The organism is Solidesulfovibrio sp. DCME (assembly GCF_049995385.1).
Lineage (GTDB): Bacteria > Desulfobacterota > Desulfovibrionia > Desulfovibrionales > Desulfovibrionaceae > Solidesulfovibrio.
This window is the reverse complement of sequence record NZ_CP188261.1, coordinates 2,045,182-2,059,343: the sequence shown is the minus strand read 5'-3', so window position 1 is coordinate 2,059,343 and position 14,162 is coordinate 2,045,182. Positions and strand designations below refer to the sequence as shown.

At 67.4% G+C, this 14,162-nt stretch carries 12 protein-coding genes; 2 read left to right on the top strand and 10 right to left on the bottom strand.

The window, feature by feature from the left end; translation table 11 throughout:
• Nucleotides 1-99: 99 nt before the first annotated feature.
• Nucleotides 100-1,008, top strand: a complete 909-nt coding sequence (locus ACP59X_RS08755; protein ID WP_428568009.1) for a hypothetical protein — start codon at nucleotides 100-102, stop codon at nucleotides 1,006-1,008.
• Here ACP59X_RS08755 and ACP59X_RS08750 read toward each other — a convergent pair.
• The 10 genes from ACP59X_RS08750 to hmcA form a co-directional block, all read right to left on the bottom strand.
• Nucleotides 996-2,648 (bottom strand): ATP-binding protein, encoded by a 1,653-nt coding sequence (locus ACP59X_RS08750; RefSeq protein WP_428568006.1) that lies wholly within the window; start codon nucleotides 2,646-2,648, stop codon nucleotides 996-998. The genes ACP59X_RS08755 and ACP59X_RS08750 overlap by 13 nt on opposite strands.
• A 357-nt stretch (nucleotides 2,649-3,005) precedes the next feature.
• On the bottom strand, nucleotides 3,006-4,970 hold the full coding sequence (locus ACP59X_RS08745) for a two-component system sensor histidine kinase NtrB (protein WP_428568003.1): 1,965 nt from the start codon (nucleotides 4,968-4,970) through the stop codon (nucleotides 3,006-3,008).
• 78 nt (nucleotides 4,971-5,048) lie between these two features.
• The gene (locus tag ACP59X_RS08740; protein WP_428568000.1) at nucleotides 5,049-5,408 is read right to left on the bottom strand and encodes a response regulator; all 360 of its coding nucleotides are present in this window, start codon (nucleotides 5,406-5,408) and stop codon (nucleotides 5,049-5,051) included.
• Between the two features lie 45 nt (nucleotides 5,409-5,453).
• Nucleotides 5,454-6,389, bottom strand: coding sequence for a universal stress protein (locus tag ACP59X_RS08735; RefSeq protein ID WP_428567997.1), 936 nt, complete (start codon nucleotides 6,387-6,389; stop codon nucleotides 5,454-5,456).
• Nucleotides 6,390-6,442: 53 nt separating this feature from the next.
• Entirely contained in the window at nucleotides 6,443-7,846 is a 1,404-nt protein-coding gene (gene hmcF / locus ACP59X_RS08730; protein ID WP_428567992.1) for a sulfate respiration complex iron-sulfur protein HmcF, read from the bottom strand.
• 36 nt (nucleotides 7,847-7,882) lie between these two features.
• Nucleotides 7,883-8,560 carry a sulfate respiration complex protein HmcE gene (gene hmcE, locus ACP59X_RS08725; protein WP_428567989.1) on the bottom strand — a complete coding sequence of 226 codons (678 nt, stop codon included), beginning with the start codon at nucleotides 8,558-8,560 and terminating at the stop codon, nucleotides 7,883-7,885.
• 37 nt (nucleotides 8,561-8,597) lie between these two features.
• The gene (gene hmcD / locus ACP59X_RS08720) at nucleotides 8,598-8,732 is read right to left on the bottom strand and encodes a sulfate respiration complex protein HmcD (protein WP_323426335.1); all 135 of its coding nucleotides are present in this window, start codon (nucleotides 8,730-8,732) and stop codon (nucleotides 8,598-8,600) included.
• 20 nt (nucleotides 8,733-8,752) lie between these two features.
• Nucleotides 8,753-9,928, bottom strand: coding sequence for a sulfate respiration complex protein HmcC (gene hmcC, locus ACP59X_RS08715; RefSeq protein WP_428567984.1), 1,176 nt, complete (start codon nucleotides 9,926-9,928; stop codon nucleotides 8,753-8,755).
• Entirely contained in the window at nucleotides 9,928-10,980 is a 1,053-nt protein-coding gene (hmcB, locus tag ACP59X_RS08710; RefSeq protein WP_428567979.1) for a sulfate respiration complex iron-sulfur protein HmcB, read from the bottom strand. Before hmcB ends, hmcC begins: the two co-directional genes overlap by 1 nt.
• 28 nt (nucleotides 10,981-11,008) lie before the next feature.
• Nucleotides 11,009-12,775, bottom strand: coding sequence for a sulfate respiration complex hexadecaheme cytochrome HmcA (gene hmcA, locus ACP59X_RS08705; protein WP_428567974.1), 1,767 nt, complete (start codon nucleotides 12,773-12,775; stop codon nucleotides 11,009-11,011).
• A gap of 485 nt (nucleotides 12,776-13,260) precedes the next feature.
• On the opposite strand from hmcA, the gene ACP59X_RS08700 reads away from it, so the two are divergent.
• On the top strand, nucleotides 13,261-14,142 hold the full coding sequence (locus ACP59X_RS08700; protein WP_428569835.1) for a TOBE domain-containing protein: 882 nt from the start codon (nucleotides 13,261-13,263) through the stop codon (nucleotides 14,140-14,142).
• Nucleotides 14,143-14,162 lie beyond the last annotated feature (20 nt).

Here is a 14,162-nt window from a genome sequence, read left to right as displayed (position 1 = left end):
CTTTTTTGGTAATCCAAGCCTCGCCGCCCTGTCAACGGTCCTGCGGCCCGGGCCACCGCCACGGTGGACAGAATGCGGCACCCGGCATACCACGGTGGCATGAACGAGTCCGCCCAGGAACGCCTCGTCGCGGCCATCAGCGCCCTTCTCGCCAAGGGCCTGGCCCAGGATGCGGCCGTGGCCCATTTCATCCGCTCCACCCACGGCGAACTGCCGCCGCACCGGCTGGCGACGCTGCTGGCCGACGGCGACGACCCCCAAGGGGCCAGCCTGGCTGAACTGCTGCTTTTCCCGGGCGAGGACACGGCCCGGGCCCTGGAGCCGGACCTGGCCCGGGCTGGCCTCGACGCGGCCGGCAGCGCCGCTTTGGCCCAGCGCCTGGCCGCCGCCGTCACGGCCGCCGTGGCCATCCTGCCCGACGGCACGCGCCTGACCGTGCCCATGGACGCCGAGGCCGTCGCCCGCTTCGTTTCGCGCCTGGGCCCCGAGCGCGGCCTGCCCCGGGAGACAACGCACCTGTTGACGGAACGCCTTGGCCCGGAGGTAGCCCTCACCGTAGCCGTGGCGGCCAGGCGGTCGGGACCGGCGGTGTGGCCGCCGGGCGCGGCTGCGCTGGTGCGGGCCGTGGCCGGGCGGTTGCCGGCCGAGGCCCCGGACGCCCTGGCGACGCTGCTCTATCTGGTGGGGTTTCTGGGCGGGCTGGCTGCGGGCGCCCTGCCGCTGCCGACGCTTATGGCCCGCCATGGCCGGCTTTCCGCCCAGTTGCGCCGGGCGCGGCAACAGGAACTGGCCTTTTCCAAAAGCAATTTCGAAACCATCGCCATGACCGGCGCCCGCCTGCCCTACCTGCACGCCCCGGACATCGCCCGGGAGCTGGCCCTTTGCGCGGCGGCCATCGAGGCGGCCACGGGCCGGGCGGCCCCGCCGGCCGAGGCGACCTGCCTGGACCTGGGCGTGGCCGCCGATGCCGCGGCGCTTTTCGCCGTCCTGGACGATCAGTCGGACTGATCGCCGGGCGCCTCGAGGGCGCAGGCCCACCGCCCCGGCAGGCGCACGGTCAGGCGCGTGCCCGAGGCCTCGCCCGTTTCCATGTCGATATCCCCGCCGTGCAACCGGGCCACGCTGCGCGCCAGAAAGGCGCCGAGCCCCGTGCCGCCCTTCTTGCCGCTGGTGGCGTATTTGGCGAAAAACCGGGGGCGGACGTCTTCGGGCACGCAGCCCAGGTTGTGCAGGACGGTCCGGACTTCGTCCACGGTTTCGGACACCGTGACGGTGACGGTGGTGCCGGCCGGGGCGGCCTCCAGGGCGTTGGCCAGCAGGTTGGCGAACATGGCGGCCAAAAGCCCGGCCTCGCCGAGCACCGTCGGCCCGTCCCCGGCCCCGTCCAGGCCGGGGCCGACAAAGCGCATGGCCAGCTTCCTGGAGCCGGCCTGGGCGGCTTTTTCCCGTTCCAGACGGCGCAAAAGCGGCGCCAGTTCCACGGGCTCGGGCGCCAGCACGTAGCGCCCCTGTTCGATTTTGAGCAGGTCGAGGTTGCGCTCGACCATGGTGTAGAGGCGTTCGGCGGTTTCGCGGATGACCTCGGCCATGGCCGCGCCGTCGGGGCACAGGCCGTTGTTCGCCAGGTGCGCGGACAGGCCCACGATGCCCGCCAGGGGCGAACGCAGGTCGTGGCGCAGCATCTGCTCCACCCGCTCCCGGGCCTGTTCGGCCCGCACCCGGTCCGTGACGTCGTGGATGATGGAAAAAAGCAGTGTCCGCCCGGGAAAGGCCACCGGCCCGGAATAGACCTCCACCTCCCGAAGGCTCCCGTCGGCCAGGCGGTGGGTGAAGCGGAAAAACCGCCGGCCCTCCTCCTTGGCCGCCCGCATCTCGGCCTGGGTCTTTTCCGGCCTCAGGGTATTGATGTCCCAGATGGACAGGGACCGCATGGTGTCGGCGCCGTAGCCGTAAAAGTCGCAGGCCGCCGGATTGGCCTCGACGATTTGGCCGGTTTCCGGGTCGATGAGCAGCTTCACGGCGATATTGGCGGAGAACATGGCCCGGTAGCGGGCTTCGGCGGCGGCCAGGGCCTGGTCGGCGTCTTGGCGCGACAGGACCAGGGCCACGCCGTCGGCCAGCCGTTCCAGGGCGGCCACGCCCTCGCGGCCCAGGCGGTCGCGGCGGCGGTCGTTGACCTGGATGAGCCCGATGCATCGCCCGTCCACGCGTAGCGGAACCAGGGCCACGGTCTCGTAGCCGGCGGCGTTGCAGCGGTTGCGGGTGGTAAACGGCAGCTCGCCCGGCCCGGCCAGCAGCCGGCTGGTGGAACCGGTGAAAAACGAGCCCCCGGCCGTGGCGAAGGGCCAGGCCGGGTCGAGGCGGCCGTCGATGACCGCGCCGCACATGCAAGCCAGCGCGCCCCGGCCGTCCGGCGACGCCTGGGCCGGGTCGCCGTCGCACAGGCGCGACTCGGCCCGGACGAAATCCGCGGCAAAGCCCTGGGTCGTGAAATACGGATAGTCGCCGTCCCGGGCCAGGCGCAGGCCCACGGCCTGGCAGCCCGTCCAGCGGCGCAGCAGGTCCAGGACGCTGCGCAGGAATTCTTCCCGGTCGGGCACGGCCCGCAGCAAACGCACCGCGTCGTCGAGCCCGCTCAAATCGGGCAAGGATTGTTCCGGTTCCGCGATCATGCGGGACCCTACCATTTCCGTCCCCGCGGACACAAGAAAAAGGCTGGTTCAAGCACACAAAAATCGCAAGGAATCCCGAGGGAAAGACCCTCGCAGACGCCTTGGCCGGCAGCCGGTCGTTGCCGGGATGGGAGCAAAGGTTGCCCGGCACGACGTCCCAGGCCGCCGCGACCTTCCGGGCAAGCCGCAACCAGGCGCGGTTCCTCCCGGACACGGGGAGCATGGGTCAACCGGGGGGGCGAAAGCGCATTTCTGAAGCGGACCAGCCGCGTGCACGGGAGCTTCCCACCTCGAGCGCCGCACGCGCCGGTCCGGCCCCCGCCCCCCGGCCGGTCAGGCCGGCCGGCCCTCGCCCTGGGCGGGCACGGCCTGGGTTTCCAGGGCGGCCGGCGGGGTTTGCGGAATGCGGATCAGGAAACGGGTGCCCAGCCCCGGCTCGGACGTCAGCGCGATGGCCCCGCCGTGCTTGGCCACCATGTCGTTGGCGATGAAAAGCCCCAGGCCCGTGCCCTTGAGCCCCTTGGAGGAGAAAAAGAGGGTAAAGGCCTTTTCCCGCGTCTCCTGGTCCATGCCCATGCCGTTGTCCTCGATGTCGAAGACGATGACCGCGCCCTCGCGGCGGACACGGCAGGCGATACGGTGCTCGGACTTGGCCGTATCGGCCAGGCAGGCGTCCACGGCGTTTTCCAGGATGTTGACCAGGGCGGCCTGCAGATTGGCCGCGTCCACGGCCATCTCCCCCAGGTCCGGGGCGATTTCGGCGGTGAGGGCCACGCCTTCACGGGCGGCCTTGGGGGCCACGGTCTGGGCCAGGGAGGCGGCGAAGGCGGCCACGTCCACGGTCTCCGGGGCCAGCTCCCGGGACTTGGCGTAATAAAGGACATTGAGCACCAGCGCCCGCACCCGGCCGACCAGGGCGCGCACCGCCTCGGCCGCGGCCTGGGACCGGGCCATGTCGCCGCGCTTGAGGCCCGATTCCACGCGGTAGACCGCCCCTTCCAGGGCCGTGAGCATCCCTTTGACGCCGTGGGAGATGGAACCGAGCATGAGCCCAAGGGAGGTGAGGTGGCTTTGCAACTGGCGGATGCTCGTGATGTCGGCCGACATTTCCATGACCTCCACCATCTCGCCGGCGGCGTTGCGGATGGCGGCCGTGGAAATGAGCACGTTGAGCTGCCGGCCGTCGCGGGTGGTGACCACGGTTTCCTCGAAATGGGCCTCGCCGTCGGCGAAGGTCCGCTCGGCCGGGCAGTCGGGACAGGGTTCGGCCCGGTGCTTGAAGACGTCGAAACAGGGCCGGCCCACGCCCTCGCCGAAGTCCTCGACGAAACGCCGGTTGTTGGCCACGACCAGGCCCTGGCGGTCGCGCACGGCGATGGAGCACGGGGTGGCGTCGAAGAGGTCCATGTACTTCTGCTGGGTGACGCGCAGTTCTTCCTGGAGGCGCTTGATCTCGCTGACGTCCACGGCCATTTCCAGCACCAGCTCGACCTTGCCGTTGGTGGCGGCGATGGGCGAAGTGTGGACCATGACCGGCAGCTCGTTGCCGTTTTTGCACAGCATGGTTTCGCGGCAGCGCTGGCCCTTGCCGGTCTCGAAGGTCTTCCAGACGGGGGCGCCTCTACCGCGCAGGGCCTGGCCGGCGTAGACCTCCCAGCTGTGGCGGCCGACCATGTCGCCCAGGCGGTCCTTGTACAATTGATTGGTGGCCACGACTTCGAGGGAGGCGTTGTGCACGGCCACGAAGCAGGGCATCTCGTTGAAGTAGCCGGCGCCCTCGCCGAGGTCGGCCGAGAGGCCGGAGATGGCCTGGCACATGGTCTCGGCCATCTGGCCGGCGGCCAACTGGCGTTCGAGCTCGACCACGCGGCTGGATTTCTCGCGCACGAGCTTTTCCAGGTTCTGCGTGTACTGGCGCAGCTCCCGGCGCATGGAAAGCTTCTCGTCGATGCGCTTTAAGGCGGCATCGAGGATATCGTGGTTGATGGGCTTGGTGACGAAGTCCGCGGCGTCGTTTTGCAGGCAGCTGATGGCCAGGTCCATGTCGCCGTGGCCGGAGATCATGACCACTTCGGTTTCCGGGCTTCTGGCCTTGATGCGTTTGAGGAGTTCCAGCCCGTCCATGACCGGCATCTTGATGTCGGTCAGCACGATGGAAGGGGCCACGGCGTCGAAGACGGCCAGGGCTTCCTCGCCGTTGGCGGCGGCGTGGACGTCATAGCCGAGGTCGGCCAAAAAAAGCCCCAGGAAGCGGCGGATGTCTTCCTCGTCGTCGACGAGAAGCAGGGATTCGCTCATGGACGGCCTGCCTTGTCCCGACGGGCGGGATGGCCGGTCGGGGGAAGCCGCACGGCGGCTGCTTCCCCCGACCGGAGGTTACTCGCCGAGGATGCCGCGCACCACGCGCACGACCTCGTCGGCCTCGAAGGGCTTGGCCAAAAAGGCCGCCGCCTTGGGGATGATGTAGGACAGTTCGCTGTGGCCGGTGATGACCACGATGGGGATGGTGGCCAGGGCGCTGTTCTTCTGGATGGCCCGGCCGACCCAGGGGCCGGACTTGTCGGGCATCTCCACGTCCAGGGTGATGAGGTCGGGCCGCAGGTCCTTTAAGATCTCCAAGGCCTTGTCGCCGTTTTCGGCCAGGACCACGTTGTAGCCGTTGTCGGTGAACACGGCTTCCAGGTAGTCGCGGATATTGGGATCGTCGTCCACGGTCAGAATGGTTTTCTTGGTCATGGTTCCACTGCTCCTTTGGTGGAGGTGCTGGCGCGCCTTGGCGCGCTAGGCATCACCCGCCTGCGGCAGCTTGTCCGGGCGGTTGATGCTGATCACGGGACACGTGGCCCGCACCAGGACCTGTTCCAGGGTGCTGCCGAAGGGCCGCTCGTCGGGATCGAGTTCGCGGGTGTGGTGGGCCATGACGATGAGGTCGGCCTGCCGCTCGCGCGCGAACTTGACGATCTCCACATAGGGCGATCCTTCCCAGACCTCAATGGAAGTCCGCTTGGCCAGGTCGCCGAGCTTGGAGGCGTAGCCCACCTGTATCTTGCGCCGGGCCTCGGCCAGGCGGCCCTCGATGCCCTCCTGGGTGAGCGCGATGGCCGACTGGAGCTTGTCGAGGTCCAGGCAGTGGAAGAGGTGCAAATCGCCCTGCACGTCCCGGGCGATGGTCTCGGCCAGCTTGAAGGCCGATTCCGACGCCTTGGAGAAGTCGGTGGCGAAGACGATGTTGGAAAACCCGCCCCAGAACGAGGCGGCCGGGCGGGCCACGGTCAGCACCGGGCAGCGGGCGGCCTTGGCCACCTTCTCGTGGGTGCCGCCGATGACGCCGCGCTTGTAGAAGCCGCCAACCTCCAGGCCCTGGCCGCGGGCGCCCATGACCACGAGGTCGGCGTCCACCTTGCGGGCCAGGCGCAGGATCTCGCGGGAGGGGTTGCCCACGGCGATCTCGATGCCGGCCTTCTTGCAGCCCGAGAGCTGGATGGCGTAGGTGGTGCGCAGTTCCTCGCGCACGCCCTCCAGGTATTCCTCGTCGGCGTCGACCGTTTCACCCGTGCGCACGTCGAGGACCAGGTTGCTGTCCCCCTTGCCCGGGATGCCCAGGCAATGGAAGACGATGATTTCCGAGCCGTAACGGCCGGCCATGTCGAAAGCCACGCGGGCGGCGCTGTCGCAATCCGGCGCTCCCGAAGTCGCAAACACTATTTTCCCAAACATTGCGGACCCCCTGGGGCGTGAGAGGTGTCTTGCCTATGGGCGAAGCGCCCGCCCTATTCCTCGTCGTCCTCGTCCTTGGGCTTCAAATGCTCGGGTACGATGACCATCTTGAGGAGCAGCGGCTTGAGGAAGGACCAGTCGATGTGGATATGGTACTCTTCCTCCAGGTCGCGGATGGCGTCCCAGCAGTTGTGGCACGGGGCGATGACCAGCTTGGCCCCGGTTGCGATAATCTGGTCGCGCTTGGTGAGCAAGGCCTTGTTGCGCATGGGGCGGAACTTGCCGATGCCGTTGAAGCCGCCGCCACCGCCGCAGCAGTAGTTGTATTCCTTGTTGGGCGTCATCTCGACCAGGTAGCCCGGCTCCACGATGTAGGTCAGGATCTCGCGGGCGGTCTCGGCCAGGCCCCAGTTGCGGATGTAGTTGCAGGAGTCCTGGTAGGTGACGGGCTGCTTGATGCGCTTGGCCGGGTCGATTTTGAGCTTGCCTTCGCGCAGGGCCTCGGCCACCCACTGGACGTAGTGGATGTAGGGCGCCGGCGGCTGGCCGTCGGGACGGCCGGCCCAATACGGCCCCTCGACGACCGTGGCCCGGTGGGCGTGGCCGCATTCCGTGCCGATGACCCGTTTGGGTCGCAGGCGCTCGATGGCGGCGTAGACGTTTTCGACCTGCAGCTTGCAGGCTTCCCAGTCGCCGGCGAACATGGAAAGGCTCGTCTGCTCCCAGCCCTCGGACGGCACGGTCCAGTTCTCGCCGGCGATGTGGAAGAGGATGGCCGCCTCGGCCAGGTCTTCCGGGTAGTGCTTGGGCTCGCGGGCGTTGCAGGTGTACATGATGTCCGCGTCTTCCTTGTCCACGGGGATCTCGAGCCCGGGCCAATCGTCCTGCTGCTCCTCGGCCATCCATTCGCAGGTTTCCACCCAGTCCTCGGTGGTCACGTCCATCTGGGCGCGGTAGACGCGGTGCATGCCAGCGCCGATTTTGAGCTCCCAGGGCACGAACCCCTGGGAATAGAGCAGGCCGCGGGTATAGCCCATCATGATGCCGATATCGATGCCGTGGGGGCAGAACTGGGCGCAACGGTTGCAGCAGGTGCAACGCGACCAGGCCACTTCCATGGCGTGGCGCATGAACGCCCCGTCCACGTCGCCCTTGCGCCGCACGATCTCGCCGAGCGTCGACTGGATCTTGTACGAGGGCACCTGCTCGGGGTTGCGGTCGTTGACCAGGTACAGGAAGCAGGAGTCGGCGCACAGCCCGCAGCGGGCGCAAACGTCGAGCCAGGTCTGCATGCGGGATTTGAAGGTTTTCTGGATGGTGGCCCACAGTTTTTCGCGGTCCACTTCCAGCTCTTCCATTTCCGCGTAGTATTTGGTGCCGCGCGTGTCCGAGAGCAGGGCCTTTAAGGCCTCCTCGGTCGTTATCGGCGTCTTGTTGCAGTAGATTCCTTCAGGCATGTCGAATTCTCCTTGGCGGTATGGCGTCGGCCGTTTCTACCAGACGATGCCGCGGCCGCGCTGGCCGCCGCGCTTGACGCCGAAGTCCACGCCGATTTGCGCCCGGGAACAGAAAAACAGCACCACGTGGGAGAGCTTGGTGAACGGGATGGCGACAAGCCAGATCTCGCCCGTGATGATGTGGGCCAGCAGCCAGCCGCCCCCGTCCCCGCCCTGGTGGGCGGCCACGAAGCCCGTGACGAGCGGCGCCAGGCTGATGGCCATGATCCACAGGTCGTGGGGCGTGGTGATGATGCGCACTTCCGGCAGGGCGAAGCGGCGCAGCAGGATGAACGCCCCGGCGGCCAGGGCCAGGATGGTCAGCGCGTCGGCCAGCCCGGCCGGCAGGGTCGGCCAGGACAGGCCGAAGCGCTCGGACACGAGCATGACGTGGGCGAATAAAAACAGCGGCACGATGACCAGGCCGATGTGCAGCAGGAAGAAGGCCGCGGCATACAGCGGCTTGAACCGCCAGCTGCGCGAGCCGTAGGGGGTGATCCAGTGGAAGATGGACTTGAGCGCCCCTTTCCAGGCCAGCTCGCGGTAGTAGCCGTAGGGCACGCGGTCGAGCTGCCAACTGAGGCCCTTGACGTATTTGACGACGCGCCAGGCGCAGCCGATGATGAATATGGCGAACGACAGCCACAGCATCGGCCCCGTCAGGAATGCATACATGGTGTTCTCCTTCAATCCTTGTCGAGGTCCGGCCGGCCTAGTAGCGCCGGTTGCGTTCTTCGCGACCCGTCAGAAAACGCCAGAAGCCGATGAAGCAGACAAGCACCAGGCCCATGAGGACATAGGTGATGCTCTTGTTGTGCAGCATCAGGTCTTGCAGGGTGTTAAACATCGCGTATCTCCCCTTTCATCCTAGTGGGACGAGTCTTTGTACGCCGGATGCGCGTAGAAGATCGGCATGCGGGTGACGATGAACTTGAAGGCGATGATGCCGATGGTGACCACGAACAGGGAGATGATGATCTCGCCCAGGCTCGGGAAGTAGCGCTCGGCGCTCGGCAGCTGCCAGTTGAAGGCAATGAGGCTCACGTCGAAGCGGTTGAGCATGATGCCGATGACCGTCCACGGGGCGGCCAGGCGCACCAGGCCGATGTTGCGGTCGCGGTAGCCCACGGCGTAGCAGTAGCACGGCAGGACCACGAAGCCGACCACTTCCAGCAGCCACCAGGCGCCGTAGCCGGTGAAGAGGTAGTGCCAGCGGTTGTCCATGGACAGGCCCAGGAGCTTCATGGCCAGGTAGCCGGCCATGATCCAGGCCGCCCCCTTGGCGAAGGCGAACTGCAGGTCCAGGTAGTTGGCGTTGTAGTCCTCGTCCATCTTGTGATGGAAGTAGCGGTGCGACAGCGTCCCTTCGAAGACGACCATGGACAGGCCGGCGAACATGCTGGACATGAAGAACATGACCGGCAGGTAGGGCGTGTACCACAGCGGGTGCAGCTTGGACGGGGCGATGAGGTACAGGGCGCCGAGGGAAGACTGGTGCAGGGTGGACAGGATGACGCCGAAGATGGTCAGTACCATGGTCAGCTTGACCAGGATGCCCCGGTACCTGTCGAAGCCGCCCTTCCACTCCATGGCCGCCGGCAGGTACTCCAGGAACAGCACCGTCAGGTAGATGAACACGCACAGGCCGACTTCGAACAGGATCGAGGTCGTGCCCTGCTGGTAGAAGATGGGGTACGGCAGGCGCCAGGGCCGGCCGACGTCGTAGTTGAGGGCGAACACCACCAGGGCGTAGCCCAGGAAGGCTGTCAGGATGGCCGGCCGCACCGCGGCGTGGAAGCGCTTGAAGCCGAAGATGTAGCAGGCGGCCGAGGTGGTGTAGCCGCCGGCGGCCAGGGCGACGCCGCACAGGAGGTCGAAACCGATCCAGATGCCCCAGGGGTTGTTGTCCGAGAGGTTGGTGACCGAGCCCAGGCCCATGGTGAAGCGCATGATCGTCACCACGATGCCGGCGGCCAGGATGATGCCGGCGACAATGTTAAACGGCGTGACGAGCGAGCCGTTTTTGGTGTGTTCCGTCGACATTATGCGTCCTCCCCGCCCTCGGATTCCTTGTGGGCGGCCTCCAGGGCCTTTTTGACCTCGACCTCGATGCGCCGCTTGTTGGCCACCTCGGCCTTGGTGAGCTCCTCGGCCAGCTTGGCCTCGGCGTCGGCGCTGGCCTTGGCGATGGCCGCCTCGACGGCCGCCCTCTTCTCGTCCTCGGCGATCTTGTCCTTGCGCTTGCTGATGGCGTAGATGCCGGTGAGCAGCACCGGCCAGATGCCGGCCACGGCCGGCACGGCGGCCAGGGCCCCGGCAGTCAGCTCGGGAGCCGAGGCCGTGCCCAGGTGCTCGTCCATGCCGATGGCGCCAAACGACGGCTTGGGCGCGATGTACAGCCAACTCGTGCCGCCCATCTCATGCTCGCCGTAGACGTGCTGCACGTACTTCTCCGGGCTCGTCGTGACGCGGTCCCAGGCGATGTTGAGCAGTTCGCGGCGCTTGCCGAACTGCAAGGCCTCCTTGGGACAGGCCTCGACGCAGCCCGGGAGCTTGCCCTCGAGCAGGCGCGGCTGGCACAGGGTGCACTTCATGACGCGCGGGGTGAAGGCCTTGTCGTATTCGTAGGCCGGGATGTTGAAGGGACAGGCCACCATGCAGTAGCGGCAGCCGACGCAGACCGAGGGGTCGTAGACCACGGCGCCGGTCTCGGTCTTCTGGAAGGCCCGCACGAAACAGGCCGAGGCGCAGGCCGGCTCCAGGCAGTGGTTGCACTGGATCTTGCGGAAGACCGGGTTCTCGCCCGGTTTGGGCTGGTACTTGTTGACCACGGTGTAGGAGGCGGCGTCGGTGCGGCGCGCCGCGTCCATGACCGTGAGGTCGTCGAAGGGTTTGGCCGGCTGCGGCAGGTCGTTGACCTTGTTGCAGGCGGCTTCGCACTTGCGGCAGCCGATGCACCGGGAGGCGTCGAACAACACGCCGCCGACGTTGGGCATGCCGGCGACATCGGCGCCGGAGGCGGCCTTGGCCGAAACGCCCGTGGTGAGGCTCACCCCGGCCGCGCCCAAAAGGCCCAGAAAGTGTCTTCGTTTCATCGTATCGCGACCTCGACTGGTTGGGGTGCTACTTCTTTTTTTCCGCGTGGCAGCCGGCGCAATCCGTGGCCTTGGGCACGGGCTTGGCGCCGGGGGCCTTGTCCACCACCTTGCCGTCAATACCCATGGCCGTGTGGCAGCCCATGCACTGGTTGTGGTAGGCGGCCCTCAGCGCCGGGCGCGGCGAGGCGGCGGTGCCGGAGGCGGCGGGGTGGCAGTTGCCGCAGCGCGGCGGGGTCTTGGAAGCGGGGCTATTGTGGTGGCAGCCCTGGCACACGGCCGCGTCGGTGGCGTGGAAGGCGCCGGCCAGCTTGCTGTCCTTCATGCCGGCCACCATGGACTGCACGATCTTGCGGTGGGGCAGGACGGACGGTTCGTAGTCCTTGGCGAGGGAGCCGATGGTCACGGTTTCGGGGATGTCGTCGGCGGCGAAGGTGGCGGTGGCCTGGCGCTTGCCGGCAAGGAGCTTCTCGGCCAGGGCCGGGGCCATGGCCGCGGCTTCCTTGTCGTTGCGGCCCATGAATTCGGCGACGGCCTTGTCCAGGCCCTCGGTGGGCACCACGTGGCAGGAGCCGCATTGCGCCTTGTCGCCCACGCCCTTTTTCATGGAGGCGTGGCAGCCGGCGCACTCGGGCTTTTTCTGGAGGGCGGCGTGGCAGCCGGCGCAGCTCTGGGGCGCCTCGACCTTGTGCATGGCCGCTTCCAGGGTGACGAAGCCGCCGTCCTTGGCGCCGGGCACGGTGTGGCACTTGGCGGCGCAGGAGGTCAGGGCGGCGTGGTGGCAGGAGACGCAGGTCTCGCTCTTGGCCTCGTGGTACTTGTGGTTAAAGGGCACGGGCGACATGCCGTAGGCCGTAACGGGCTTGCCGTCGGCGCCGATGACCGGCTTGTCGGCCGCGGCCGGGCGGATCATGGCGAAGTCGGGCTGGCCGCGCTTGATGCGCAGGTCGGCGTCGGCCGGGACCTTTTTGAGCGAGGTCTCGGCGATGGCCTTCTGGTCCAGGGGACCGTGGCAGCCGGCGCAGGTGGACGGTCCGGTGGGGACGTCCTTGCCGCCGGAAGCGGCCACGGCGCGGTGGCAGGTCACGCACTCGCCGTGGGCGGCCAGGCGCAGGGAGCGGATCTTTTCCGGCTTGCGCCCGGGCACGTTCGAGCCGGATCCGGTGTGGCAGTAGACGCAGGCGCCGGGCACCTTTTCCGGCGCGGGTGCGGCCACGGTCTTGCCGGCGGCCTCATCATAGACGTGGTGGCAGGCGCCGCACTTGTTTTCCGCCTTTTCCTGGGTGGCGGCGTGGCGGAAGTGCAGGCGCTTGTCCACGGTGATGGGCTGCCAGTTGGACGAAACATCGGGGGTGCCGTTGTGGCAGCCCTTGCACTGGACGTCCGAGGGGCCGGACTTCTGGCCGGCGGCGGACATGTCCATGTGGCACTTGATGCAGTTGTCGTGATAGGTGTTCTTGATGGTGTCGGCCGAGGCGGGCGCGTCGTCGCGCCGGAAGGCCAGGTACATGGTCCCGTCCTTGGAGGACAGGTGGCAGGTCCCGCATTCCTTGCCGTAGAACTTGGCCTGCTTGCCCAGGGCCGCCGTGTGCTTGTCGTGGAGAAAAACAACCGGAGGCTGGGTGAGGGGTCCGAACCGCTTGAGTTCGTCGATGGACAGGATGTCGGCCCGCTGCTTGTCGTCGCCCTGGTCCTTGGCCGCGCCCAGTCCCGCCGTCAGCGTCAGCAAGCCGCCGGACCCGAGCAGGGCCAGGGCGACCAGCAGTGTTCCCGTGCGCCGTTTTGCATTTTTCATACGATTACTGACCTTCTGCTTGACATGTTCACTTCACCCATCTCCCTTGGCCTCGGTCCCCGGGCGCGCCCGGGCGCCCGCTTGCGGAAGTACCCCGTCCGCGCGGGCGGCCTTGAAAAAGTCCCTTGACAGCGCCCTGAAAAATTATCACGATTTGCCTGCAATACGTGAGATACGTCCTTAGCGACTTTTGTGAAACTTGTCACCTGAAATTTTGGATTCCTACGAACCAGGTCGGCATAAAATCGGCGAGCGACATTGCACAACGCATCGGAGGCGCGGCTAAAATGGGAATAATCCCTGAAAATAACAAGGTTTTTCCAAGAGACAACGATTCGGCCCAAGGGCCGGAGGAAGGGGCTGGGGCCAGATTCCTGACCACGGAACAGCTGGTTTTGCTCGACCAGACCTTTGCCGCCTGGGTGGCGGAGGCGCGGGGAAATCGCTCGCGAATATCACGGAACCGCTCGCGACTCGTGTTCTTGATGCTGCGCCACACCGGAGCCAAGCTCGGCGAGGTCCTGGCCATAAACGATGGCGAGGACTTCGACCTGGTGGCCCGCAAGGTCCGCCTGGGCGGGCGCGGCGAGGAAGCGAGGCCCTGGCGCGAGGTCTACATGCCCCACGAGCTGCACGCCGAACTGGGCCTGATCCTGCGCGACCCGGACTACGCCCCCGTTCGCGGCAGCCTGTTCGCCCTGGACCAGGGCTACGTGCGCCGGGTGCTCTACGAACGGGCGGTGGAATGCGGCCTGCCCAAGCACATGGCCAACCCCAACACCCTGCGCCGCTCCCGGGGCATCGAACTGCTGCGCGGCGGCGTGCCGCTGGTGGCCATCCAGCGCAGCCTGGGGCACTTGACGGCCAATGCCACGGCCGCCTTCCTGGAACTGTCCGGCGAGGACACGGCCGCCCTGGACATGGCCCTTTTGGAGCGCGAAAAAAACCCGGCCGAGGATGGCCGCAACGTCTTTTCCGGCAAGGTGGCGGCCGTAAACCCCGGGGACCTGCAATCCCTGGTCGAGGTGGAAACGCCCGGCGGCCACCGCCTGGTCTCGGTTTTGTCCAACGACCACCTGCGCGCCATGGGCCTGCGGCGCGGCAGCCCGGTCACGGCCCGCATCCGCCCGCCCCGGCTCACCCGCGGCGACGCCGGAGGCGACGCCCCCGGGCCCAACCGTTTTCGGGGCGTGGTGGAGCGCATCATGGTCGGCGCGGACACGGCCGAGGTGGTGGTGCAGCTCGAGGACGGGGCCAGGGTCTGCTCGGTCATCACGCCCGAAAGCCTGGCCAACCTGCATCTCGAGGTCGGGCAGACCGTCTGGGCCATGACCGGGGCTTTTTCCATCACGGTCAGCGCGCCCTAGGGCGTCCGACGGAGAGAGCG

Coding starts and splice junctions, on each gene's coding strand:
- hmcC (WP_428567984.1), bottom strand. CDS start 9,928: ATGTCGACGGAACACACCAAAAACGGCTCGCTCGTCACGCCGTTTAAC.
- hmcD (WP_323426335.1), bottom strand. CDS start 8,732: ATGTTTAACACCCTGCAAGACCTGATGCTGCACAACAAGAGCATCACC.
- hmcF (WP_428567992.1), bottom strand. CDS start 7,846: ATGCCTGAAGGAATCTACTGCAACAAGACGCCGATAACGACCGAGGAG.
- ACP59X_RS08745 (WP_428568003.1), bottom strand. CDS start 4,970: ATGAGCGAATCCCTGCTTCTCGTCGACGACGAGGAAGACATCCGCCGC.
- hmcE (WP_428567989.1), bottom strand. CDS start 8,560: ATGTATGCATTCCTGACGGGGCCGATGCTGTGGCTGTCGTTCGCCATA.
- ACP59X_RS08735 (WP_428567997.1), bottom strand. CDS start 6,389: ATGTTTGGGAAAATAGTGTTTGCGACTTCGGGAGCGCCGGATTGCGAC.
- ACP59X_RS08740 (WP_428568000.1), bottom strand. CDS start 5,408: ATGACCAAGAAAACCATTCTGACCGTGGACGACGATCCCAATATCCGC.
- ACP59X_RS08755 (WP_428568009.1), top strand. CDS start 100: ATGAACGAGTCCGCCCAGGAACGCCTCGTCGCGGCCATCAGCGCCCTT.
- hmcB (WP_428567979.1), bottom strand. CDS start 10,980: ATGAAACGAAGACACTTTCTGGGCCTTTTGGGCGCGGCCGGGGTGAGC.
- hmcA (WP_428567974.1), bottom strand. CDS start 12,775: ATGAAAAATGCAAAACGGCGCACGGGAACACTGCTGGTCGCCCTGGCC.
- ACP59X_RS08700 (WP_428569835.1), top strand. CDS start 13,261: ATGCTGCGCCACACCGGAGCCAAGCTCGGCGAGGTCCTGGCCATAAAC.